The sequence below is a fragment of the Paenibacillus sp. LK1 genome (genome assembly GCF_002750415.1).
Classification (GTDB): domain Bacteria; phylum Bacillota; class Bacilli; order Paenibacillales; family Paenibacillaceae; genus Paenibacillus; species Paenibacillus taichungensis.
In genome coordinates, this window is the sequence record NZ_PEII01000005.1 from 110,220 (window position 1) to 133,830 (window position 23,611).

The window sequence follows — 23,611 nt, forward strand, 5'->3', positions numbered from 1 at the left end:
GATAAACCATATAACCTTCAGAAAATAGTACGCACAATTTTGTTCTATAGGATAAAATTTGTGATATTGTATACTTTTTTATACCAAATGGGAACTGTCACGTTCGACAGTCCCCGTCTCCTAATTACTGCTTGCCTTGAAGCTCCTCATGCCATTCCTGTTTGAGCTCACTCCAATGTGCTCGTTTTTCCAGTGCAGCCTGGAAATCACTCCAAGCCTGTTCAAATTGTGAGTCATCCTTCGCCATAATCAGCTTGGCTTTATACTCTTTTCGCACATTATCAAGTTCAGGCAAATATTTCTCCCATAAGCCACCCGGTTTGGCCTTCACCATATCATAGTTTTCAGCAACCCGGGTCCCACCCATTTTGCCAATCTTTTCGGTGAATTCGATCGTTTTGAATCTTCCTTTCGGATCAGTAACCCCATAATTCCACCATGGATACCAGTCATTACTATAGGAAGAAGCTGCGTATAGCTCTGGCGTCGTGCTTGCCTTCTTCGCTTGATCTCCGGAATCATGCAAGGCCTTGTAATTCTCATCCGTGTACACCCATTTTCCCAACGGTTTATCCACCCAGTCCCAGAACACTCCTGGCGGACCTTCATTCACAACCTGCTGCTGTTCGGGCTTAGGCTGTAGTGTGTAATCAAAGAAAGCAAGAATGGAATCGAGATTTTTAGTATTTTTATTGATAAAAACGTCATTGGCAGGATAAGGATTGATAATCTGATTAGCGCCAATCTCACTCACGCCATCCACTTTCGGATAGGGAATGACATCATAGTACCATGCCGGATCGGTTGGCCCGTCAAGAACCTCCCATAACTGTGCGTCCATATTAAAGAACCCACCTGCATTCATGGCTACACGTCCGGATTTGTTTTTCTCTTTGTAACGCTCCTTCTTGTCTGTAATCGCTTCATGATCCAGAAGCCCTTCCCGGAACATGTTGTTCATCCATTGGTAAGCCGCTTTATATTGTGGATTGTCATAGATAAACTGATAGTCATTACCTTGCTTCTCTACTGGAATGACGCCGCCCGCTGTGCTGACCGTAACGCCAAATGTACTCAGGATGACATTTTCATCGCTTGCGTCAGAGAGAAAACTAAGGGGAATCAACGGTTTCCCGTTTTCATCTTTCTGCTTAGCCGACAATCTCAAATACTTCTCTATACCATCCAACGATTTCAGATCATCCATCGTCATACCGGTTTTCTCCAGTACATCTGTACGGACAAACCAGCCATAGGAAGCCCAACCAGGCCAAGGATCATCGGGATTTTGATCAAACCATGTCGGAATGGAATAGATATGTCCGTCCGAAGCTTTCATCTGATCCAGATAGATTTTCGGAATGGAGGCCAATCCAGGATATTTATCCGGCATATCAAAGTATTGCTCCAGCGGAAGAACGCTGCCCGAACGCGTCATCGCAGTGGTCACGACATCACTACGTGAGAACAGAGCTGCATCATCAAAACCACCAGTATTCAATTTCAGGTTCAACTCTGTCATTACATCTCCCTGCGTAGCCTCCAGCCGAACGTCTATGCCCGGCTCCTTTTCTTTCCAATACATTTGGACCATGCTTTGGTTATTAATTGTTGCATTCCATCCCAGCCATAGCTTAAATGAATTTTCAGAACTGCTGCCACTCTCTGTGCTGCTGCTTGAGCATGCCGTTATCCCAAACATCAGTAGAGCCAAGGATAATAGCACCAGTTTTCTTCCCTTTTGTTGACGTAAACTCATCACATACGTCCCCCTCGGTTATTTTGAAATTGTATAGGATTAGAAAACCCATTCTGTTGCTTCATTTTTCATTGGGTTATCCTTTTACTGAGCCGATAAGCACACCTTTTACAAAATACTTTTGCAGGAATGGGTACACACACAGGATCGGAAGCGCGCTTACCATAACTGTCGCCATTTTGATGGACATCAGTGTAACGTTAGAGAGCATGGTGCCCCGGGCAAGCGCTTCCTGATTATTGTTGGACCCGAGGACAGTCGAGATATCCTGGGCAGACAGCAGTTGTTGCAAAAACGTTTGAACCGGAATCAGATTCTGATCTGAAACATAAAATGCGCCAGAAAACCAGTCATTCCAGTGCCCCACTGCAGTAAAAAGGCCAATGGCTGCAAGCATGGGTTTCGAAAGCGGCATAATAATAACGAAGAGAATGCGGACAGGATTGGCACCATCAATCTCAGCCGATTCGATCAGTGCTTCCGGAATCCCCTGGATGAATTTCATCATCACAAACATATTCCACGCCGAGAAAGCGGACGGAATGATATACACCCAGAATGAGTTTAATAATGACAAGTGATTAAGCTGGATATACAAAGGGATTAATCCGCCACTAAACAGCATCGTAATCAGCACGTATCCCAGGAGGGATTTTCTGAAAGGAAGCTGCCGATAGGACAAGCCATAAGCCGCCAGAAGTGTGATCAGTAAGCCGACAAAAGTGCCTACGATTGTACGGGATATCGTAATTAAGTAGGCATGTTGAATAACCGAATTCCCAAGCACAACCTCATAATTGTACAAAGTAAACTCTCTAGGCCACAGATAGACACCGCCCTTTGCCGCATCGCTGCCAACGTTTAAGGAAACGGCGAGCATATACGTGAATGGATAGATTACCGAGATACAGAGAAGGGCCAATAGAAACACAATAATTGTCTGGCCCACCCGTTCCCTCATAGAAGTTCTCATATTACCAAAGCCCCTCTCCGTTGAACTTTCGCGCCATCTGATTGGTGCATAGTACCAACACCAGACTGATGACCGAAGAAAGGAGACCCACTGCAGTGGCCATTCCAAAATAACCTTGCTGCAAGCCATTTCGTAAAATATATGTGTCTAGCACATCTGCGACTGGCTGATTGGCCGGATTCATCAGAGGATAGATTTGATCCATGCCTACTGCTATCAGTCCAGGCATACTGAGAATCAACACGATGGAGATGGTCGGCATTATACCCGGCAGTGTAATGTTGCGAATTTGTGCAAGCCGTCCTGCTCCTTCTACCCTAGCGGCTTCATAGAGCTGCGGGTCAATCGTTGTAATTGCCGCCAGATACAAGATCGTATTCCAGCCGACCTCCTTCCATAAACCGCTCACTACGATCATGGGCCGGAACCACTCCGTGGATCCCAAGAAAAAGATTGAATCTCCCCCGAGCTTCTCTATCAACTGATTGACCAATCCGCCGTCCAACGTTAGCAGGGATTGCAGAATGTAAGCCACCACGATCCATGAAAAGAAATGCGGAAGATAACTAACGGATTGGACAAACCGCTTGTATTTGTTGTTTTTCACCTCATTGATGAGCAATGCCAAAATAATAGGAGCTGGAAATCCGAATACAAACTTGAGAATTGCGATGTAAATTGTATTCTTCACCACAATCCAGAACTGTTCATCTTGCAAGAATGAGAAGTTTTCCAAACCAACCCATTCACTACTCCACATCGTGCTGCCGATGTGAAAATCCTTGAATGCCACCTGGATGCCCACCATCGGAATGTAGCTGAAGAGAAGCAGCAGGATCGCACCAGGTAGGATCATTACATATTGCCAACGGTATTTTGCCAGTCGTTCAATCATTTAACCACCTCTGCCATCAGTATAGAGATCATTTGAAAGCGGTAACATACAACAACGATCGGATTTCTATCGATTGGATTGGCAATATCAGAAAAAAGCGACGGAACAACTTACAAATCAAATACGCTGCGTACGATTAGCTGTGATTGCAGTTCTTCAAGGGATGCCGGTTTGTTAAGATCATCTTTCTTCAGAGAAATGGTCTTTCTTCCACCTGCTGACAAGTCAAAATAATTGTTACTGAAAATACCGTCTAATTCACTGAAATCAAGCTCCACAAACCGTGCAAAAGCTTTCGAATCAACCGTAATAACAAAACGATCCTCTTCTTCTGTCATCGTGGTCTCAATTGCAGGATCAATAAAACCAAAATGCTTTGGCTTCACAAATAACACTGTACCTTCGCTGACAACTTCACCATCCACCACAAAGGAAAACTGTAAATACGTATTCCGTTTCTTAGCAGTTGTATCGAGCATCTCAGTGAAATCAAGCTGTTCGAATAATGAGGTTGATAACGCTTTCAACTCAATCACTTTTGAAGAAGCTACGATTTCATTGGATTGCGAATCCATGAGACTCCATTTCAATTCTCCTTTTACAGCATTCCTACTCTCATTCGATACGTGAAGTTCTACCTTCGAACCATCTTCCCGAGCCGATACAAGAACAGGCGCGAAAAAGCGTTTGGCTGCATAATGCAGTGCTTTCCAGCGACCAAAGTAATCGATACTGGACCAGGAAGCAACAGGCCAGCAATCATTCAACTGCCAGTACAGTGCTCCCATACAGCGTCCACGATGTCTGCGCCAGTGCTCAACCCCACATGAGATTCCTTCAGCCTGAATGAGCTGTGAAGCGTATAACAGGGAATTGAAATCTTTTGGCAAGCGATACGTCTCCCCGATGTAATACAAAATTTTCTCATTTCCCGTACCATTCTTCTGATGAGATTCCATGACCGGTGAGAAGATATTGCGGTCTTCCGGCAACGTAAACGTCTCTATGGTCTTGTGATTCGGAAAGGATTGCAATCCGAATTCGGACATGTAGCGCGGGAACAATGTGCGGAATTCGGTAAAAGGTTTCTTGCCATGCCACACATCCCAGTAATGCATGTCTCCGTAATTTTCATCGTTCGGATTGTCAAAGCTGCCTTTGGATGAAGGTGAAGCTAACCAGTAGAACGTCTTCGGATCATATTCCTTCGCAATAGCTGGAAGTAATACCTCGTATTGCTTAATATAGTCTGCTTGTAACTGTAAGGATGTTTTCTTCGCCCAGTCCCATTCAACCCAAGCCATCTCCTGCTCATTGTTTCCACACCAGATTCCTAATGAGGCATGATGACGCAAGCGTTTCATGTTATCGATGGTCTCTTTAGTAATCGATTGCTTAAATTCCTCAGTCAGTTCATATACACCGCAGGCATACATCAAGTCCTGCCATACAATCAAGCCGTATTCGTCGCACAAATCATAGAAGTAATTCTCCGGATAATGTCCCCCACCCCAGACACGAATTGTATTGAAATGGGCTTGCGCACAGCTCTTGATCAATCGTTCTGTCCGATCTGGGTTACAGCGCGGCAAGATGTTATCTTCCGGAATATAGTCAGCACCCATCGAGAAAAAGGATACACCGTTCACTTCAAATTCGAAGGACTCACCCCATTGATCCTGCTCTTGCTTCACAGTTAATGTTCTCAGTCCAATGCGCTTAGCATCACGATCCAGCTCCACGCCTTGTTCCATAAGCGCAACGCTTAGCTGATACAATGGCTGTTTGCCCAGACCATTCGGCCACCATAACTCGGGATGGTCCACTTCAATCCAGATATGATGATTCGCATCATTCACGACGGACGTCCATCCTTTCAATGTTTCCCCGGAAGGACTATCTAATGTGACCGTGATCTCTCGCTCTTCTTCTACCCAACCTGATGCCTTTACTCGTACATCTAAGGTTACCTTGCCTTCGCTATGCATTTGTGTAACGTAGACATCTTCCAAACGGGCATGATCATAGCCTTGAATGGAGATATTTCGCCAGATTCCCAAATCAGGTAATTGTGGACCCCAATCCCAACCGAACATGGAGTGTGCTTTACGCAAATGGGAGATTCCTTCCACTGCATCACTGCAGTTAATCAACGGGCGCTCGGCTTGTTTACGCAGTACATACTCCACCGGGGAACGAAGAACAATGTGTATGGTATTTTCACCTTGTTTGATAAAGGAGGTAATATCGATTTCATAAGTACTGTGCATATTACTTACATTCGCGATATTCATTCCATTCAGAAACAATTCGCCAATTGTATCCACCCCTTCACATAACAGGATGATCCGGTCATGCTTGAGATCCGCTGCGCTTACTTCAAAAGAGTGTTTGTATTCATAATCATAATTACACAGTTCAAGTGCCGCCTGCTCTTGCTCGCGGTAGTAAGGGTCTTCCATTTGTCCAGCTTGAAGCAAATCGTTAAAGACCGAGCCTGGAACCGTAGCCGGAAGCCATTCGGCATGATCCACTCTCTTCATTTGCCACCTGCCATTGAGATCGATAAGCAACATTTGTGATACCTCCTGATGTCTTTGTAATCTATTTCATTCTATCAAGAGGTCTCCATACTTTCTTATGTTGTGTTCACGGAATTCGTGTGCTATTTTGACATTAACAATAAATGGAGAGGTTCGAGCCATGATCAAATACACAGCGTCTACTCACATCCATCCCGACCTGCTCGTAGATCCGTTCTGGGTCGATTCCTTATCGAAAGTATCACCCGAGCATACCCATGACTTTTACGAGTTCTTCATTCTAAGTGAAGGGCAGTGCCAACATATCGTCAATGAAACAACCCAGCATTTAAGGCCGGGCTGCCTTGTCTTTATTCGACCGCATGATATTCACCGTTATGAACCGGAAGGCACTCAGGACTGCCGTTTTCTGAATAGCCCGTGTCGATCCGCAGTAATAGAAGAAGCTTTGGCCTACTTGAATGAACAGAAGTATGCGCAAGGACTCTTGCAGGCTCCCGTTCCCCAGATTGCCATGTTATCTCAGTTAGAAATGACAGAGATGGTTCGAAGCTTTGAACGCATTATGATGCTCTCCACAGTGGATAAGAAGAAGGCTCGCGTATACGCAAAAGGGCTGATTATTCAGATTTTTACGCAGCATTTCTTTGAGTTGGATACCATTGAACAACCCATTCTCCCGCTGTGGCTTGAGCATGCGATCTCCAAAATGCAGCTGAAAGAAAACATGATTCGTGGTCTTCATGCGCTCTATGAATTGTCAGGTCGAAGCGTTGGTCATGTGAACCGCGCCTTTCGTCAATATCTGAATCAGACACCAACAGAGTATATTAATCAGCTTCGGCTGAATGTAGCCAAAAACTTGCTGCTCACGACTGAGCTTCGTGTGCTTGAGATTGCACTGGAAGCGGGATTTGAGAACGTCAGCCACTTCTACCATCAGTTCAAAAAATACTATAATCAAGCTCCGCTAGATTTCCGTAAAAATGCGACAATGAATAAGGAGTCGCTGCTACCATAAGGAATTCAAAGCATAGCATCCGTATGGTGATATCAGCAGCATGCCATCCATCATATCCGAATCCAAAATTTAAAAAAGCTCTCCCTATAGTGCAGGGAGAGCGGAGTAAACACAAAGCCACTTATGCGAAGTATTTATATTGGCGATTGGCGACACGAACCCACTCGAGCATTTCCTCTATATCTCTCACTTCGAGGTTTGGTGCAGCTAGAAGGATATTGTTGCCGTCCTTTCCTTTCAGACACGTTGAGCCGCAGGGAAGCCAAACGAGATTACAGCTCCTCCCTCCTTACGGTTGGTGGCCTGAATCAGCCCGCCGCAGCGTTCCACAATAGCCCGGGCAATCGCCAGACCCAGTCCGGACTCACCGTCTTTTCCTTTGACAAAACGGTGGAATAAGGTGGGAAGCAGCTCCTGCGGAAAGCCGGGACCGTCATCCGAAACGGATAGCGCGATCTTCCCTTTTTCCAAGTTCGCAGTGATGTGAATTTCTTCTCTGGCGTATCTTGCAGCATTCGTCACGACGTTGAGCAGTGCCTGTAGCAGTTTATCCTGATCAGCCATGACGAACAGCTCCTTATTGTCCGGACAAGCGATATGGAGTGTAAGTCCTTTCTTTACAAGCAGCGGATTGACACGTTCGGACGTTTCCGTCAACAATTCATTCAGACTGACCTTGGAAGGTTTGAAGATATCCTCTTCACTATCCAGCTTCGCGAGCAGCGTCATTTCGGTGATAATCTTTCCTAATCTGCCGCTCTCCCCCAGGATCACGTCCAGCCCTTTACGGACATTATCACCTTCAAAGATTCCATCTCGAATGCCCTCCGCATAGCCTGCAATGGACATCAGAGGGGTCTTCAGCTCATGAGAAGCATTCTGAAAAAACAGCTTCTGCACCTCATTGAACCTGTTCAGTTCACCAGCCATCTCGTATACCGTCTGTGCTACAGCTCCAATCTCACCGCCAGCCTTGACCAGCTGCACATCCGTGAAATGACGTTGTTTGACCTTCTTAAGTTCCTGCTTCAGATTCATCAATGGCTGAATCAGCCTTTTCGTAATAAACAAACTGAGCAGGAACATAATGGCTCCAACGATACAGATCACCAGGATGAGACGACCCAGTAACGCCTGTTCGATTGCTTTAATCTTGCTCATAGGAGTCAACAGAGTCAGGGTTCCTTGGGGGATGGGACTGACATCCATCACATAACGCCCATCCGTTCCCTCCCACAGGTCCTTGATGCTGGATGAAGTGACCGCTGTGTATTTCGACAAGTTTGCTGGTACGGCTTCAGTCAATGTGTTACTGCTCGCCATTCCGGTTGTACCACTCACAGACAAAGTCCCTGACAGCACATTTCCGTTAAAATCAGTGACAAAGGCTTCAACATCCGCAGGAATGAGTGTTGAAGGAGCACTCGTAGCCTCTCCCGTAACCAACTGGACGGACTGCATACCCGTAATATTCAAATTAGGCATCGTGACAGCAGTTCCAGTCGTAAGTACAGGACTCATTGTGAGATCCCCCGTTTTCGTTATAGAAGCAGACATCGCCGCACTTAACGTCTTGAGATCATTCTTCTCTGTTCCAATGAAATGATCCAGCAGCACATAATGAAGTAAAACGGCCGTGACGGAGAGGATCAGAACCAGTGACAATCCGAATGCAAGGTTAATTTGATGAACAAGTTTCATATTAAACTTCACTCCGATCTGTACGCATACGATACCCGTGCCCCCACACCGACTCGACGGGAAGTTCCTCAATCTTTTTGCGAATCCGCTTAATTAAATGATCCACGGCACGGTCACTGCCAAAATAATCTTCTCCCCAGACAAAACTGAGCAGCTCGTCCCTAGTAAACGCACGATTTGGATGTTCAGCCAGTACCTTGAGCATGGTGAACTCTTTGCTGGTCAGGTCCACTTCCTCCCCTCGCCATATGGCCCGCCTCTCTTCCAACATTAATTGAAGCTCTCCGGTATCGATTCGTGGCGCCGCAGCTTCGCTTACAACAGCTCTTTCTTCCGCACCGGTAAGTCTAATCCAACGTTCTAGCTGCCGCTTGATGCGGGCTACCAGCTCACGGGGGCTGAAAGGCTTCACCAAATAATCGTCACTGCCCAACTCAAGGCCAAGTATTTTGTCCACCTCATTATCCTTCGCCGAGATCATAATAATGGGTACCTCTCCTTCATTCCGGATGCGTTTGCACAATTCATAGCCATCCATCCCGGGCAGCATAATGTCCATCACCCACATGCTCGGCGGACTTATTCTATATAAAGACCAGGCATCCTCGGCATTAGCAAGGCCTATCGTTCGATAGTTCTCTTTGTGCAAATAAGCTTGAATCAGTGTGCGTATATTTTCGTCATCATCTACAACTGCGATGAGGTAATCGTTATTCATGAACGGGGCCTCCTGTACTTTTCTCTATAGTGAGTATACCAAAGGTATATATATGGGAAGAGCTTTGCCATTGTTTTTCCACAATTACACCAATATTGTGCCACACTCCTTCGGTAAATTGATAACTGTAAGACAAACCAAACCATAAGGAGTGTTACGAAATGAACTACAGTTTTAAATTCAGAAATGTTGCCCTGTCCGCCCTGCTGCTCACTGCGATCTCCGCACCGATTGTCGCGAATGCCGACAGCGCCACTAACGCAAATGCTGTTACAAATGGAACTGCTACCTTGAAAGAAGCTAAATCCGCCATTGCGACCTTTACATTGGCTAATCCAGTGGAGCAGGCCAAAAAGTACGCGCCAGAAACAGTAAGCGAATGGGAAAAAACGCTGGCCCGTTACAATAAACTGCTTTCACAAAACTATACATCCCGAGTAATGGCCACTTTGGTTGCTGTTGACGTAGACTCTGATGAATGGAAGAAAGTTTCCGAGAACGCCAAACCAGGTGAGATCAAAGAAATGCAGGCCTTGAAGGTAGAGGAAGGCAAACTTACCTCAGTTGAGGGAGTAAAAGCCGAAAAATTACCTGATTCCGAAAATCTGAACACCTTGTCTTTCTCCATTACCACAAACAGTTCGGATCTGAAAGGATTAGTTGAGAACGCAGAATCTGGAGTGGCAATTGCCCTCAGTCCACTGAATCTTGACGAAAAAACAACAGGAACAACAAGCGTGGTTATAGCGAATGCTGAAAGTCTTCAATTTAGCGGTACTACAGCTGCCAGTGCATTCTTCTCAGCACAAAGTAATTTGAATAAGGCCGTAACAGCTAAAGATGAAGCTGCAATCAAGACTTCCCTTGCCGACCTTCTGAAGCAATACAAAGCGCAAATTACTGAGCTAGAGGCAGCTCAAGAGTAGGCTTAAATACATTTCAGCTTAACAACATCATTAAGCAAAAATACCAAATCTTACACGAACTAAAAGATTGAACGCCAACAACCAGCAGGCCTCCATGTGGAAGCCTGCTGGTTGTTGTTTTATCGACTATAAGTTTATATCTGTTATGTGTTATCTTTATTTTTCATTAACCCGGGTAACCACAAATGGCTCGTTCAACGAATGCAGGGCTGCGGCCATATCTTCAACCGAAAGGCTGCCGCCAGCCGAAATATGATATTGAAACTCATAGAAGCCGCCCAAGGTCGCTTTGAAATTCGTTTCCCAATAATTCGTCATCAGCCAGGCATAAGCTTCCGGTTGAGCGTCAGGCGCTTGCTGCGTGTGGACCTTTCTGGTCCCGTAATCCAGCGTTCCCCATTGCACGAGAGGTGTGTCCGGGACAGCAAGCAGCAGACTGCGGTCATTATCCTGCCAGGCAATGCCCGACTGTACAGCAGAATAATCCAGGCAAGTTCCTGGAATCTGATCCTTCCAGGGGCGAACGAGGCCTCCTGGCTTGTCGGCTAACAGGGTAACTGGCCCAGTGCCTCCTGGGGTGAACGGCAGAGCCAGATAAACGTTCTCCGGATTCCAGATGCTCTCTTTATGGAACCGCGCCGAAATATCCATCCGGTTTTGACGGGTATAGATCCGCAAGTGTAGTGAAAAATAGGCGATGCCCTTGAGCTGATAACCAAGCTCAACGGTAGCATACAGCGGTCCATTATCCACCGCGCGCACTGAGATGAGCTGACCAACCGAACGTTCCACGTTAAGGCCTTTACGATTGCGTCCCATTTTGGAACGAACGCTCCATACCTGAGATGCATCTGCAGGGTTCGCTGGATTTGTCACCTCATAGATGGGTGTAAACGCCCCATACAGATCATCTGCTTTCAGCAGTTCGCGGCCTGTCTCCTTATCGATCCACGACACGATGCCGCGCTCTTTCGACCAAGTCAAGCGTACATAAGGTGACTCCAGCCCCGTTTGGCAAACGGAGACCGGCGCTTGCTGTCCGCCTGTCGTTAAGGAATGCATATCCTCCATATCGTACACCTGGTCAGCACCGATCAGCTTCGAATTGGAGGTTGACGTTAAGGAAGAAAGACTATTCTGCGCTGCCAGTATTGGGCGCAGGATCAATATGCAGCTCTCCATGCCTTGGAGCTTAAGTTCCGCAATAATCGTCTGTGGGTGGCTTGACTGCTGGATCAGCACCTGTCCCGTATCCTCCCGGATTACTTCTACTCCGTTCAATAGCTCATCCGGTTCCCATCCTTCGAGCTTCAACTGAACCAACTCGGTTACCTCCCGCTCCGAGAGATTCGTTACCTTGAAGCGATAAGGACGCCCCGGGTACAAGGTGGCGGCATTATCGGCAAGCAGCACCTGATCTAGCGCGCGGTAAGCAAGCCTGCTTGCCTCAGCAGCGTGAGCTGTCTTGCGAACCTCAAGCATCTGCACATTTTTGTGCCACGGTTCATAAACAGAGGAGTGATACCCCCAAGTGTGTTCGGCATAAAGTGTAAGCGCCTGCTCTACAGCTTCGATTTCCTGGAGACTAACACTTTTCTGTCCAGGGTCGAGCTTTTCCACCTTGCGAAGCGTCCGCTGTGCGTCACGGTAAATCTGAGTGTGCATCGGTGTGGAGCTTACACCATCCGACCACCAGTCTGGCCAATCCCCTTTATGCACAGGCAGACCATCCGTCCCTTCCTCCTTCAAGCGTGCAAAAAAGCCACTCAACGTACTCATCTCCACGGAAATCCCCTCGCCGTTTTGACGGTTCCATCCATCGATCCATTCCATGATTGAGCTATTGGGCGATCCGTTGTCTGTGGGCAATCCAGACAGCATCATCGGCACGAAATCGTATGGATACTGCTCCGCCTCAAGCTGGGCCAAGTACCGGTGGATGCGAATATTGGCGATTTGATTATGAATGTTCGCCGGTTCCACAAGTCTGTGGCCGAATTCATCACGAATCATGTATTTGCCAAGCGCACCAGGACAGAAACCAAGCTCGTTGCCAAGCATGTAGTGGTCTCCATTCCAGACCAGCAGGCGTTCCCCACTTGGAGCTTCCCACCAGAAAGGGGACTGCTTGCGGCCCAGCGCATACATGCCGTGATGAGTATGTATACAGCTGAATAAATGTCCGATTCCGTTATTTAGCAGGCTATCGGCATATCCCCAGCTGTAGCCATTGATATCCGCCGTCATCGCACTGTCTATTGGGTGACCGATAGATTTGGCATATGTCTGAGCTTTGCTGTGTATTTTGTTCAACAACTGTAGGTCGGGCAGCTCGGTCATATTCAAATACGTGCCGGATAGCTCGATATCGCCCCGTCGCACGGCTTCGGCAAAGGCACCTTTTTCTTCGTCTCCAGCTTGCTTCAGGAATTGCTCCACGGCCCAGAAGGTCTCGCAGGTCCAACGGAACCCTTTCCACTCGGGGTTTACACCGTTATGAGCATCATTAACAATACGCAGCGCCTGACGGATAAAATCGATATGATATTGTTCAATCTTCTCTTGCCGGTCCGTATAACCAATGTCAGTATGGGAATGGTGAATGACGTATATTTTCCATTTCCGTTTAAGCGTCGGGATGGCTGCCTGTTTGATTTGTTGTTCGAGTGTCATCTTTTTTTCTCCTTTGTTGATGGATTAGGTACCTTTTACGAGTTGGAAAATCCCATGGAACACATGCTCCTGCATTTGTTTCTCATTATGCAGAGCAATCTTCTCGGGCAAGAGCACTTCAGAAAGCGCGCTGCCAAATAGATCATGGGTTTCGGCAATTTGCCCCCCCAAGATCAGACGAGCGGGGCGAAACTCTGCCACGTACGGACGCAGCATTTCCCCAAGCCGCTGACCGTAAAGCTGCCATACACGGATGGCGGAGGAATTTCCCTGTCTGGCCGCTATGGCCAGATGGTACACGTCCTCTCCCTGGCTTCGAGCATCATGGCTATCTGCCAAGGCCAAAATGCCTCGGCTTCCGAACAGATCATCCACGGTTCCTCCGTTGTATTGCTCGGCATACAACATGCCTGAGTCGGGAATTCCCCATTTTCCGCTGACAATGGACCGGTTCTCAACAAAAGCTGAGCCAAGGCCCGTTCCCAATGTAAGGCAAAGCAATCTGTCCTGTGGAAAAAGCCTGCTGACTCCCAGAGCGAACAGAGTAGCATCATTGCCAAAACGAATATCTGCGTTGGCAAGCTGGGTCATCCATGTAGGAGCAGTGGGCTCCGCTGCAAGCGCCGTTAATTCACACCGCAGCAGTGTTTTTAGATTGAATTCATAAAGCTGCTCGTATTTATTCAATCCCTGGATACGGGAAACCCCTGTGTCGTATTCAAAAGGTCCGGGGAAAGCAAAGCCGATGTGAAAATTGGCAAAAGTGGCCCGGGTCCCTTTATCGGTACTTAGCCTCTCCATGTAGGCGACGTATGCCGCGGCAAGCTCCTGGATCACGCCAGCCAGATTGGAGGCGATTTCATACGCGCTACTGTCGGAGTGCGATGACCTTTTAACATAAAGTTGTGGTAGAAGATTCCCGTCACTCAGTACAACGGCACCCTTCAAAAAGGTCCCCCCGGCATCAATGGCAATCGTGACGTCAGGGTTCATAAAGGTTCACCAGATTTCCAGTGATGCGGAAGCAGAGGCGTGTTCCAGTCTGGGGAAACCTGTGCCCGGATCAGAGTGCACGATCGGTCACCCAGAGACTCCAGACGGAAACCTCCGACGGAGGCTGGAACGATATACGCTTCGGCGTACCCCCACTCCACAGCCGCTGTCTTATCATCCAGCGGAGTCAGCCGCACACGGTCACCTTCTACGAGGTTAAACATAACAAACTCGCCAGCCGTATCGTCGATCCACTCTCCGTCCAGTTTTAATCTTTTGATCTGAAAAAGCAGATCCTCCCGTTCGCCTAGCAGCTCTTCCCTGCTGTCTCCCTGTACCCGGCTTTCCTTTGGAACCGCTATCAAATGCTTCTGAACGTAATCCATGTCAAACTGTTCCTGCATGTTGGCACTGGCATGATCGCCGTTGATCGGACGCGGCCGCCCGTCTCTGTCCAGCCGCAAATGGTCGTATATTTTGAAGGTAAACCACCATGTTGTCGAAGAGATCTCCAGCACCAGATTGTTTTTGCCCGAAAAATGTACGGCGCCTGGCGGGATCAGAAACAGGTCACCCTTATTCGCATCCCAAATGTTCACATATTCTGGGATCTTCAGCGGTTGTCCCAAGGTGTGGGCAGATTCAACCGCCTGAAGCAGATCCTCCCCGGTTGTACCCTCCGTGAAACCCAGTCCCACAAAAGGTTTGGCGCCTTCCTTCTGTTCCATAATGTAATAGGATTCCTGCTGCGTCATCGTTTCGTTGAACGTCTGCTCGATGTATGCCTGCTGGGGGTGGACCTGCAAAGACAGATGATCCCCGTCGATCGTATCCAGATAATCAAACCGGATCGGAAAATAGTCGCCAAACAGTTGCACATTCCGCTCGCCCATAATTGCTTCTGGGTGAGCAGACAACAGCAGCGGGAAAGGAAGCTCCACTATAAAATCCCGATAACCGATTAATAGCGTGTTCTCCGGTGCGATAGGTTCAAACCCCCATGCGCAGTTATTCCAATCCTTAGGCAGGTCGCATAGTTCTTTTAAATACTGTCCGCCCCAAATCCCCGGAGCAAAAAACGGCTTTACTCGAAAAGGCTGCTGGGCTGCTGAAGCCAAAAGTCGGCGCAGCATAGGGACGGTGACCAAAACGGGTCGTTCCCGGTTGTTCGTATCCACATAGTAGTCAAAGTCATACAAGTGGCGTTTGCGATATTCCTCCCAGACGGGCCACTCCAGAAACAAGGCCTGTTTATAGGTTTCGACCGTATCCAGGCAAGGACCTAACCCCAGAGACCCCATCCCCTGCTGATGCAGTTTCTGCTGTGCCTCTCTGGATAAGTCGCAAAACAGAGAAACGTTCGTTAAACCTGATGCTGTAGAAAGGAAACCAGAGCCTGGCCCAAAGGTCACAACGATGGGGGCTAACTGATCTATGTTTGGCGACTGGACCTCTGCATGTTCAGCGGAGTGATAAAGCCGAAGTTGATCATCTACATCACTGAGCCAGACCGACTGTGCATGTGGCAGGAAATAATCCTTAACGCTGACGTCCGAGGCTACAACGCCAAAAGCACGGTTATCCGTCAGATAAGGGTGAAACTGCTGAAGCAAATCTGTAGAAGACTTTAAATAATCAGCGCTGTCTATTTCAATTAAAACCCTGCTCTCTAGGTGGCAGCGCGACCGCAGTATTGCCAGACATTCGTTGAATGCGGCACCATGTGTACCATCAATGACCATATAAAAAGGAAGCAAATCATTCTGTACACATTCAGGCCAAATTTGATCAAGCCATTCTTCATACGCATTCCAGATCCCCGGTTCTGTCTCTTGGTCGGGCTGAAGCTGAATGAAATTGACTGGGTTGGTTTGAAAGGCCAAAGGGGCTATTCGGGGCATGTTTAAAACCTCCAACTCTATATCGATTTATGTTCATCATTGTATAGGGAGTTGGAGGTGCTGTCTTTAAACGATCAAGCTGTGTTTTTGTACAATCAGGACATTCGGGGTGGGTAATGCATTTTGCCAGAGCGGCCTTCGGCAAACTGATTGCGTCGGAATTTGGCCGGGGAAACACCAAGCTCACGGGTGAATATCCGGGTAAAATAGTGCACGGATTGGAACCCGCACTTGATGGCAATATCTTTAATTGGTGTCTGTTCATTTAATAAGAGCCCAGCGGCTTGCTGCACACGTCGTTCCTGAATGTAGTGGACGAAGGACTGCCCCAGATTTTCCTGAAACAACCGGGTCAGGTGACGGGATGAAATGTGGAGGTGCCTTGACACCGTCATAAGTGTAAGCTCGTTGATCAAATTATCATCAATGTATCGTTTGGCCTGTCGGAACAACGTATTTTGTTCCATGGGCTGCTCTCCTGTATCGGCCGAGTCTGTTCGAGTCGGAACGTGCAAATCTGCTATCGATAACAGCAGAGAAGCGGAAATTTGCTTTACAGCAAGTGGAAGAGTTGCCCCAGGCTGGTCGAAAGAAGTAATGAGCGCTTGCCATAAATGGCCAGTTGGCGTAAGGTCCGCTTGCTGGGATACGCTTTGTCCAAGCTCGGCAAGTCGACGGAAAAATTCAGTATAATAAACATCTGTGTGGGCTTCATCCAGTTCGAAAGCCACATAAGAAAGTGTCAGTCCGGTCTGGCTGAGAATTTGATGCCATACGCCTGGAAGAGATAAAAATGCTGTTCCTTTATTTAAAGCATAATGCTGGTTTTGCTCTATGTAGCTTCCTTCACCGTCTACCACATAACAAGCCTCAAAAAAGGAATGCCGGTGGAAGGCATTGTCGAAATGATCAGGCATGAATCCCCAATACAAAATGGACAATGAAAGCCCTGTTTGCTCCACTTTTGTAATATAACGATTGCATATGTGATTGGCCCGGCGGAAGCTGGCTTCGATGGTCATGGCGTTCCTCTCCCTTCAAGCTCTCATTATACGTTTACATAACAAAAAGGCAATCCAGAGTTGATTGCTTTTATGGTAAATAGATCGGTCCATTGACATTTGTCCAAACAAATTCGTTGCTTTTTTTTCATTGTCTCCCCTCTTAATGATGCCTATAATAACATTTGTAATTGATAATCATTATCATTTATAAACCAAAAAAAGCAGGGGGCAACAGGAATGAACAGCACATTAATGAAACAAATAACAATATGGGGAGCAAGCTTCCTTCTTCTTGCTGTGTTGGCAGCGTGCAGTCGTTCGGAAAGCATTCCTTCTCAGGAGCTTGAGGAGAATCGTGAGCAAACCATAAGCTATACAACCCAATCAGGTGAACAGGTTGAGATTCCGGCGCAATCACAGCGGGTCATTTATCTTGGTTCTACACTAGAAGATCTGCTCGCAATGGACATTCCTGTCGTTGGAGCCAATCTGGTTCATGCCACGGGCAGCTATACGGAAGGCCGATTGGAAGGTATTGAGGATGTTGGGAATCCTGGAGACCTGGAGGCAATAGCTGCCTTGCAGCCTGATTTGATTTTAAATGGCTACACAGAAGATGCAGACCGAAATACGGCTTTTGCAAAGATTGCTCCTACCATCCCCTTTAATTCAGCATTGCCGTTCAAAGAACGCGTGCGAGAGCTCGGTACCATATTTGACAAAAAAGATGAGGCAGAAAAATGGATAACCAAATTTGATGCAAAATCGGAATTGATGTGGGACAAACTGCAATTGGAAGACGGTGAGACGGCAACGATTTTCTTGCAATTAGGCAAAAAACTCTACGTTATGGGCAATCGTTCGCTGGGCGTAGTCCTGTATCAAGAGCGCGGATTCGCAATCCCGCCGGCCATTCAGCAGAATATTATCGCCAAAGACCAAACCTTCATTGAAGTGTCGGAAGAACTGCTGCCGGAATACGCGGGGGATCATCTCTTTGTACTCGTTCTCGGCAACGACGAGAGCCAGGCAGAGTCAGATCGGATGATGCAAAGCCCATTGTGGCAAACGTTACCTGCAGTTCAGAATGGGAACGTCTATACCACCTCTGCTGAATGGAACACCGATAACCTGCTGGCTTTGGAGCAGTTGCTTGATGAACTGCCGAAGTGGATGAACCGGTAATAACTAACGTCGAATATTGTTGACCCCCATTTTGGCTCTGCGCCTGTGGGGGATTTTTTATGCAAAGATCGGCACCTTGTTTTGGTACCTGTTTCATAATTAACGGTCTGTGAAGCAAAAAAATATGATACACTATTGAAGTTGAGAATTATTATCATTTAGATGGGAGGGCTCTCGAATGCGAATGGCTTCCCTTTACATTCAACTGCAGCAGTATGAACTGCTTCAGCTTGCCCGGCTGTCGGAATCCAACAGCCCAAGTATACCAGCGGAGAACATCGGTGCCGATTGCTGCACGCTGCTCATCGCACTGGATCGGGGCGTTCGCCTGCATATCAACAATATCGCCCAAGATTTGCGGCAAGGCAGTTGTATACTGCTACTGCCGCAGCAAACCTTCTGCCTGGAAGGGACCTGTGAGCAAGCGAGGGTGATTCGGTTTACTTTTCAGGCTTTTGAAGTGGAAGGACTGGTCCTGCGTCATGTCGCAAGCCCACCCCTCATACCAAGCTATCCTTATAGTCTGCCTTTTTCCACATTAAAAAGCGTATTAGGGAACGAGGACTTGGCATCGTTCCAACCTGTGCAAAGCAGCCCTGTCCCCCCTCCACTGTTGGCTATTCTACAGGCAAGATTGCAACTGGTGCTCGGCATGATGGCCCAATTGGAGCAAACCTCCTCTTCCCCAGTCCATAATGAAAAAGCAGTACAACGTACGCTAAGCTACATAGAGCAGCACTACAACGAAGATTTGACTGTGGAGCAGTTGGCCGAAATGGCCGGAATGGTCCGCTGGAAATATAGCAAACTGTTCAAGGCTATCGCTGGCAAGAAGCCGACCGATTATATTACAGAACTGCGGGTCAAACACGCCAAGCGGATGCTGATCAGTTCCACTGAGCCCTTGCGCGAAATATCCCGTCAAGTCGGCTTTAAGGATGAATATTATTTCAGCCGTCGCTTTCAGCAACTGACTGGCTCTCCTCCACGCGAGTATGCCAATACCCAGCTGCGTTCCAGAAGGCGAACGGTAACCGACTCGCTTGGTAGGCAGATTCGTCTTCCGGAAGTGACGACGCGTGTAGTGGCAACTGGTACAAATACCCTCGGTGAATTGCTTGCCCTCGGCATTTGCCCCGTCGGAGCAGGAATTGCGACTATGAAATCACAAGTCATATACAGAAACAGGCTACAGAACATTTCTGATATTGGGCTGCGAGCGGCACCGGAGCATGTCTCACCGCTGAAGCCGGATCTTATGCTGCTAGGCAATTATTGCGAGCAGCAGCTCCCGGAGTTGGACGCCATTGCACCAACGATTGTATATTATGAAACAAACAGCACCTATGAGCGTCTTCGTTACATTGCCAGCCTTTTTGACCGTGACAAAGCAGCCGAGCAATGGATTAATCGATACGAGAACCGTATGAGGCAAATACGGCGACAGCTGGAAGACCAGTATGCCGCAGGTGAGTATGCAACCGTCTATCTGCTGCTTGGTACGAACGTTTATGTTATGGGAAAAACCGGATTTGCGGCTACTTTGTATGAAGCCCTCGGCTTCCGTCCTTCCCTGCCAGTCCATCGTCTCATTGAAGATAAAAAGCCCTGGATACAAATCAGGCACAACGAAATCAGACATTACACCGCCGGCCGTAACTTTGTACTGGTACCCAAAGAGGAGATGCAATTAAACGCTCCGAGCCCGCTGTTAACCTTAGTTTTAAACTTGGCACCCAGCAAAGTCCATGTGGTGGAGGCCAGCTGGAACTATGACGATCCTATAACTCGCGAAAGGCTGCTGACTGTTCTGCCTTCTATCTTGGCTAAGAAACAGCATGCTGTGGTGCAGGTTTAAATTATGCTTTTGCTCCTGACATACAAAAATCCGATTGCGTTCAGTATCAGCAATCGGATTTTTGTATAAATTTTATTGTTCAGCCATTTTCAGAAAATACTCTGATGCCAAACGGACAGCCAGGACACTCGCACTATTGAGGGAGTTATCAAATATAAGAACATGGTTATTTTTTACTGCCTCCAGTGAGTTCCATACCTTCGAAGATTCCTTTTCCTTCACGGCTGCCTTTGCAACGTCAATATCATGCTGGATAATAATATAATCGGGATTCATGTCGTATAGCCCCTCCAGCGTAAGCGCCTCGCCACCCTCAGGATATCCCTTCGGTGCCAACAATCCAAAGCCTGCAGTTTGATTGTAGTACATTGTATTTTTAGATCCTTGAGCATTAAAATTGGCTTTTCCATCAACCCGCAACAAGGCAAAGGTCTTATCCTCAAGAGTACCTAGCTGATCTTTCGTTTTTGTTATCATTTCTTGGGTTTCCTTAATCAATTGTTCTGCATGCTCTTCTTTTCCAACAACCTCAGCGAGAAGCATCGTTGTTTTTTCCCAGGTATCGGTGTAGTCGATTAAAATGACTGGAGCAATCTTGTTCAACTCATCATAAATGGTATCCACAGACCCCTTAAAGGTTACAATCACATCAGGCTGCGCCTCAATAATCTTTTCCAAATTCGCTGAGTCACTACCCAAATCAATAATATCAGCAGACCCGGCGTAAGGCTGTAAAGTAGCAAACTTCTCCATCGCCTCCACCGCGCTTATTGATGCGATTGGAGGCGTATCCAGAGCAAAAAAGTAATCTAAGTACAATGGATGCAGCACCGCTATACGCTCTGGGCGTTTCTCAAGCACCACCCCATTATCGCTGGCATCCTTAATTGTTCTTGGCCATGCTTCACCCTCGATCTTGCTCGCCTCAGGAGTAACTGCAACGGGCGTTTCGGAGCATCCAGCCAGTATCCCCCCTGCAAGTAAAATTACAGTTAAAATCAATCCAGTTAGTCTTTTCATATGTCCTCCCCAGTTACTGTGTATGCAATGTTTTATGAATTCCCTAAATGATCGCGCAATGTTTTCCCGGTATATTCACTTCTGAACAGTCCTCTTTCAACCAGTCTAGGAATCAGCTTATCAAAGAATATTTCCATCGATTTTTCTGAACCGCCTGGCAGGGCGATGAATCCATCAATAGCACCAGCCTCAACCCGCTCCATAATATCATTCATTACGGTCTCGACTGTTCCTACAGATACCCAATGGGCAGATCCAACAACCTCTGGCCGATTCAGAATATCTTTCACTGTAGGCTGGTATTTTGTAATATATCGGCGCAACAATTCAGCATGTGTACGACTGCGAACAGCCTGATCCGGACCAGGCAGCATATCCTCGGTTACGCGTTGATCCAAGGGGAAACTGCTTAAATCAAGACCCATCAACGATTTCAGAGAGGCATGTCTGCGCTCAAGACTTAAATGGGCATGAGCAGCCTTATGTAATTCAAGCGCTTCTTCGTGCGTATCAGCCAGGAAAAAATATAAACCCGGCAAAACTTTAATCGTGTTCGGATCACGCCCTTGTTCTACAGCTCGTTTTCTCAAATCACTTCGCAATTCCACGCCCGACTCAAGATCCGGCATCGCCGCAAAAATAGCATCCGCTACGGATGAGGCAAAATTTCGGCCAATATCCGAAGCACCGGCTTGAAACAGAGGAATGGTTCCCGCTGGATGAGAAGGTAAAGTAAGTGGCCCTTTTACATTGAAAAATTCACCGGTATGATGAATAGCAGTTACTTTTTCCTTATCAGAAAATATGCCTGACTCACGGTCGATAACAATAGCATCATTCGGAAAACTATCCCAAAGCTTGCATACCACATCGGTAAATTCGATTGCCTTCGCATACCGCTCTTCCGGTGATGGCATTGGTGAATTTCCGAAATTTTCGGCGCCTTCAATAGAAGTGACAATATTCCAGCCGGCACGACCATTGCTTAGCCAGTTCAAGGATTGAAGCTGACGGGCAACAACATAAGGCGGATTAAACGTGGTAGAAATGGTCGTAACGAGTCCGATCCGATTGGTTTCACGAGCTATTGCTGCAAAAAACAAAGTAGGATCTGGGCTACCGAAATTAGAAGAATCGCCTAACATCTGCGGGCTAATATACAGATAATCAGCTCTGAAAAGAAAATCGAGCTTAGCGTTCTCCGCCATTTTTGCCCAATGAATATAATAGTCAATGGTTCCTGTCTGCTCCACTCCGCTATCCGGGTGCCGCCAACCGTCACCTTTATTCCATGTTGCATTCAAGGACAATCCAATACATAGTTGTCTGTTTAAAGTCATTTCTACCAACCTTTCTTAGTTCTTATCATTGTTTAGCTCCAGAAAGCCCTCCCGCTCAAAATCGAGCCGCTCTAAGTAATAATGATTCTCATTATCAAAATAAAGTTTAGCAAGGATTCAAGCAAATTTAAATACACAAGTTACAAATCTGATATGCACAATTATCTAAACTATGGTTGGACAGCTAAAGGTTAGGTCCTTGCCTCACGACAAAACAAAAAAAGCCGCATCGATGCGACTTTTATCTTTCAACGCTATAACTTGTGTCATCTGTACTGTTTGCCACACTGCCGTCTCTGCACCGATGCCACTTCTAAATTAGACTTATAATCAAAGTTACTCGTTCCTATGGATATATTGAATTAACTTAACTTTACCGGGATCGATATCGAATGTCATAAATTCCTTCGCATTCGGAGGATTGTGTGGACCATAGTAGGTGCTGACTTCTACAACTATTCGAAAGGCATAAGACCCAGGCGATTTCCTTTGTAGTTCTAGCACCTTCATATCATATAAACCATAACTTGCCTGCGGCTTCTGAATTTTTTGATAATACTGAGTAATCGCCAGCTGTATGGACGGATTAAGTAACGTCAAAGATAAAGGTTTAAACTCCTCCTCATTCACTGTGTTAGGCTCTGCATAGGTTAAAGTGTTTAGATTTAGCGTTAGCGTTAGAATACAAATAACAAAGATGCATAATACGTTCCTCATGTTTTCCGCTCCTTCTCCTATCAAGTTTCCCAATAGTTGATTTTATAAACCGTATAATCATAAGCAGAGGTGACGTTGATGAACGAAATTAATTTAGCATCTATCCTTGTTGCAAAACGCAGAGAAAAAGGATTAACACAGGATGCATTGGCTGCATTTATCGGTGTTTCCAAAGCGTCAGTTTCCAAGGGGAAAATATGTGGAAACCTGCGTGGATGGATTCTTTCCTTTTAAGCTTCATGGGGATTCCTTTTTGAACTGATTGAACCGTGGCTGAAAGATTTCTACATCGCCGCTCCCCGCAGCGAGCAGGTTATAAAGAATAGCATAATGAGGGGTGTTGGGATGAATCCAGCGTTTGATTCGTTACGTGAATTTCCCGAA

Annotated in this window: 18 protein-coding genes; 5 read left to right on the top strand and 13 right to left on the bottom strand. The window is 46.8% G+C overall.

Going from position 1 to position 23,611, the window contains the following annotated elements; all coding sequences use genetic code 11:
- Positions 1–124: 124 nt before the first annotated feature.
- From CS562_RS12730 to CS562_RS12745, 4 genes are all read right to left on the bottom strand, one after another.
- Positions 125–1,759: a type 2 periplasmic-binding domain-containing protein gene (locus tag CS562_RS12730; RefSeq protein WP_099856107.1), complete on the bottom strand. Its 1,635-nt coding sequence runs from the start codon at positions 1,757–1,759 to the stop codon at positions 125–127.
- A gap of 76 nt (positions 1,760–1,835) precedes the next feature.
- Complete coding sequence (locus tag CS562_RS12735; RefSeq protein WP_063562693.1) at positions 1,836–2,732, bottom strand: carbohydrate ABC transporter permease; 897 nt, start codon at positions 2,730–2,732, stop codon at positions 1,836–1,838.
- A 1-nt stretch (position 2,733) separates the two neighbouring features.
- Positions 2,734–3,627 carry an ABC transporter permease gene (locus CS562_RS12740; protein WP_076289247.1) on the bottom strand — a complete coding sequence of 298 codons (894 nt, stop codon included), beginning with the start codon at positions 3,625–3,627 and terminating at the stop codon, positions 2,734–2,736.
- Between the two features lie 110 nt (positions 3,628–3,737).
- Entirely contained in the window at positions 3,738–6,203 is a 2,466-nt protein-coding gene (locus CS562_RS12745) for a beta-mannosidase (protein ID WP_099856109.1), read from the bottom strand.
- A 127-nt stretch (positions 6,204–6,330) separates the two neighbouring features.
- On the opposite strand from CS562_RS12745, the gene CS562_RS12750 reads away from it, so the two are divergent.
- Positions 6,331–7,191, top strand: coding sequence for an AraC family transcriptional regulator (locus CS562_RS12750; RefSeq protein ID WP_180287117.1), 861 nt, complete (start codon positions 6,331–6,333; stop codon positions 7,189–7,191).
- 237 nt (positions 7,192–7,428) lie between these two features.
- Here CS562_RS12750 and CS562_RS12755 read toward each other — a convergent pair whose 3' ends face one another.
- Positions 7,429–8,892, bottom strand: coding sequence for a sensor histidine kinase (locus CS562_RS12755; protein WP_099856113.1), 1,464 nt, complete (start codon positions 8,890–8,892; stop codon positions 7,429–7,431).
- A 1-nt stretch (position 8,893) separates the two neighbouring features.
- Positions 8,894–9,610, bottom strand: coding sequence for a response regulator transcription factor (locus tag CS562_RS12760; protein WP_076289243.1), 717 nt, complete (start codon positions 9,608–9,610; stop codon positions 8,894–8,896).
- Positions 9,611–9,771: 161 nt separating this feature from the next.
- Here CS562_RS12760 and CS562_RS12765 point away from each other — a divergent pair, with 161 nt between their 5' ends.
- Positions 9,772–10,536 carry a hypothetical protein gene (locus CS562_RS12765; protein WP_099856115.1) on the top strand — a complete coding sequence of 255 codons (765 nt, stop codon included), beginning with the start codon at positions 9,772–9,774 and terminating at the stop codon, positions 10,534–10,536.
- A gap of 156 nt (positions 10,537–10,692) precedes the next feature.
- Here the strand turns inward: CS562_RS12765 and CS562_RS12770 are convergent, their stop codons facing one another.
- The 4 genes from CS562_RS12770 to CS562_RS12785 all read right to left on the bottom strand — a co-directional run bounded on the left by CS562_RS12770 (position 10,693) and on the right by CS562_RS12785 (position 17,125).
- Complete coding sequence (locus CS562_RS12770; protein ID WP_099856117.1) at positions 10,693–13,209, bottom strand: glycoside hydrolase family 38 N-terminal domain-containing protein; 2,517 nt, start codon at positions 13,207–13,209, stop codon at positions 10,693–10,695.
- Positions 13,210–13,233: 24 nt separating this feature from the next.
- Positions 13,234–14,202, bottom strand: a complete 969-nt coding sequence (locus tag CS562_RS12775; protein ID WP_099856119.1) for an ROK family protein — start codon at positions 14,200–14,202, stop codon at positions 13,234–13,236.
- Positions 14,199–16,103 (bottom strand): class I mannose-6-phosphate isomerase, encoded by a 1,905-nt coding sequence (locus CS562_RS12780; protein ID WP_099856121.1) that lies wholly within the window; start codon positions 16,101–16,103, stop codon positions 14,199–14,201. Before CS562_RS12780 ends, CS562_RS12775 begins: the two co-directional genes overlap by 4 nt.
- Before the next feature lie 95 nt (positions 16,104–16,198).
- Positions 16,199–17,125, bottom strand: coding sequence for an AraC family transcriptional regulator (locus CS562_RS12785; protein WP_099856123.1), 927 nt, complete (start codon positions 17,123–17,125; stop codon positions 16,199–16,201).
- Between the two features lie 219 nt (positions 17,126–17,344).
- Between CS562_RS12785 and CS562_RS12790 the strand changes: the two genes are divergently transcribed.
- Together CS562_RS12790 and CS562_RS12795 are read left to right on the top strand one after the other, a co-directional pair.
- Complete coding sequence (locus CS562_RS12790) at positions 17,345–18,292, top strand: ABC transporter substrate-binding protein (protein WP_099856125.1); 948 nt, start codon at positions 17,345–17,347, stop codon at positions 18,290–18,292.
- 178 nt (positions 18,293–18,470) lie between these two features.
- Positions 18,471–20,150 (top strand): helix-turn-helix domain-containing protein, encoded by a 1,680-nt coding sequence (locus tag CS562_RS12795; protein WP_099856127.1) that lies wholly within the window; start codon positions 18,471–18,473, stop codon positions 20,148–20,150.
- 72 nt (positions 20,151–20,222) lie between these two features.
- On the opposite strand, the gene CS562_RS12800 is transcribed toward CS562_RS12795, so the two are convergent.
- The 3 genes from CS562_RS12800 to CS562_RS12810 all read right to left on the bottom strand — a co-directional run bounded on the left by CS562_RS12800 (position 20,223) and on the right by CS562_RS12810 (position 23,227).
- The gene (locus CS562_RS12800; RefSeq protein ID WP_099856129.1) at positions 20,223–21,170 is read right to left on the bottom strand and encodes an ABC transporter substrate-binding protein; all 948 of its coding nucleotides are present in this window, start codon (positions 21,168–21,170) and stop codon (positions 20,223–20,225) included.
- A 32-nt stretch (positions 21,171–21,202) separates the two neighbouring features.
- Positions 21,203–22,510, bottom strand: a complete 1,308-nt coding sequence (locus tag CS562_RS12805) for an NtaA/DmoA family FMN-dependent monooxygenase (RefSeq protein WP_099856131.1) — start codon at positions 22,508–22,510, stop codon at positions 21,203–21,205.
- Between the two features lie 336 nt (positions 22,511–22,846).
- Positions 22,847–23,227 (bottom strand): DUF3888 domain-containing protein, encoded by a 381-nt coding sequence (locus CS562_RS12810; RefSeq protein ID WP_099856133.1) that lies wholly within the window; start codon positions 23,225–23,227, stop codon positions 22,847–22,849.
- A gap of 78 nt (positions 23,228–23,305) precedes the next feature.
- On the opposite strand from CS562_RS12810, the gene CS562_RS32595 reads away from it, so the two are divergent.
- Positions 23,306–23,461 carry a helix-turn-helix domain-containing protein gene (locus tag CS562_RS32595; RefSeq protein WP_125477272.1) on the top strand — a complete coding sequence of 52 codons (156 nt, stop codon included), beginning with the start codon at positions 23,306–23,308 and terminating at the stop codon, positions 23,459–23,461.
- The last annotated feature ends 150 nt before the right edge of the window (positions 23,462–23,611 follow it).

What these genes read in the sequence shown, in the direction of transcription:
- CS562_RS12795 (WP_099856127.1), top strand. Translation starts at nt 18,471, where the DNA reads ATGCGAATGGCTTCCCTTTACATTCAACTGCAGCAGTATGAACTGCTT.
- CS562_RS12730 (WP_099856107.1), bottom strand. Translation starts at nt 1,759, where the DNA reads ATGAGTTTACGTCAACAAAAGGGAAGAAAACTGGTGCTATTATCCTTG.
- CS562_RS12810 (WP_099856133.1), bottom strand. Translation starts at nt 23,227, where the DNA reads ATGAGGAACGTATTATGCATCTTTGTTATTTGTATTCTAACGCTAACG.
- CS562_RS12755 (WP_099856113.1), bottom strand. Translation starts at nt 8,892, where the DNA reads ATGAAACTTGTTCATCAAATTAACCTTGCATTCGGATTGTCACTGGTT.
- CS562_RS12805 (WP_099856131.1), bottom strand. Translation starts at nt 22,510, where the DNA reads ATGACTTTAAACAGACAACTATGTATTGGATTGTCCTTGAATGCAACA.
- CS562_RS12775 (WP_099856119.1), bottom strand. Translation starts at nt 14,202, where the DNA reads ATGAACCCTGACGTCACGATTGCCATTGATGCCGGGGGGACCTTTTTG.
- CS562_RS12800 (WP_099856129.1), bottom strand. Translation starts at nt 21,170, where the DNA reads ATGAAAAGACTAACTGGATTGATTTTAACTGTAATTTTACTTGCAGGG.
- CS562_RS32595 (WP_125477272.1), top strand. Translation starts at nt 23,306, where the DNA reads ATGAACGAAATTAATTTAGCATCTATCCTTGTTGCAAAACGCAGAGAA.
- CS562_RS12750 (WP_180287117.1), top strand. Translation starts at nt 6,331, where the DNA reads ATGATCAAATACACAGCGTCTACTCACATCCATCCCGACCTGCTCGTA.
- CS562_RS12760 (WP_076289243.1), bottom strand. Translation starts at nt 9,610, where the DNA reads ATGAATAACGATTACCTCATCGCAGTTGTAGATGATGACGAAAATATA.
- CS562_RS12735 (WP_063562693.1), bottom strand. Translation starts at nt 2,732, where the DNA reads ATGAGAACTTCTATGAGGGAACGGGTGGGCCAGACAATTATTGTGTTT.
- CS562_RS12770 (WP_099856117.1), bottom strand. Translation starts at nt 13,209, where the DNA reads ATGACACTCGAACAACAAATCAAACAGGCAGCCATCCCGACGCTTAAA.
- CS562_RS12780 (WP_099856121.1), bottom strand. Translation starts at nt 16,103, where the DNA reads ATGCCCCGAATAGCCCCTTTGGCCTTTCAAACCAACCCAGTCAATTTC.
- CS562_RS12785 (WP_099856123.1), bottom strand. Translation starts at nt 17,125, where the DNA reads ATGACCATCGAAGCCAGCTTCCGCCGGGCCAATCACATATGCAATCGT.
- CS562_RS12790 (WP_099856125.1), top strand. Translation starts at nt 17,345, where the DNA reads ATGAACAGCACATTAATGAAACAAATAACAATATGGGGAGCAAGCTTC.
- CS562_RS12765 (WP_099856115.1), top strand. Translation starts at nt 9,772, where the DNA reads ATGAACTACAGTTTTAAATTCAGAAATGTTGCCCTGTCCGCCCTGCTG.
- CS562_RS12745 (WP_099856109.1), bottom strand. Translation starts at nt 6,203, where the DNA reads ATGTTGCTTATCGATCTCAATGGCAGGTGGCAAATGAAGAGAGTGGAT.
- CS562_RS12740 (WP_076289247.1), bottom strand. Translation starts at nt 3,627, where the DNA reads ATGATTGAACGACTGGCAAAATACCGTTGGCAATATGTAATGATCCTA.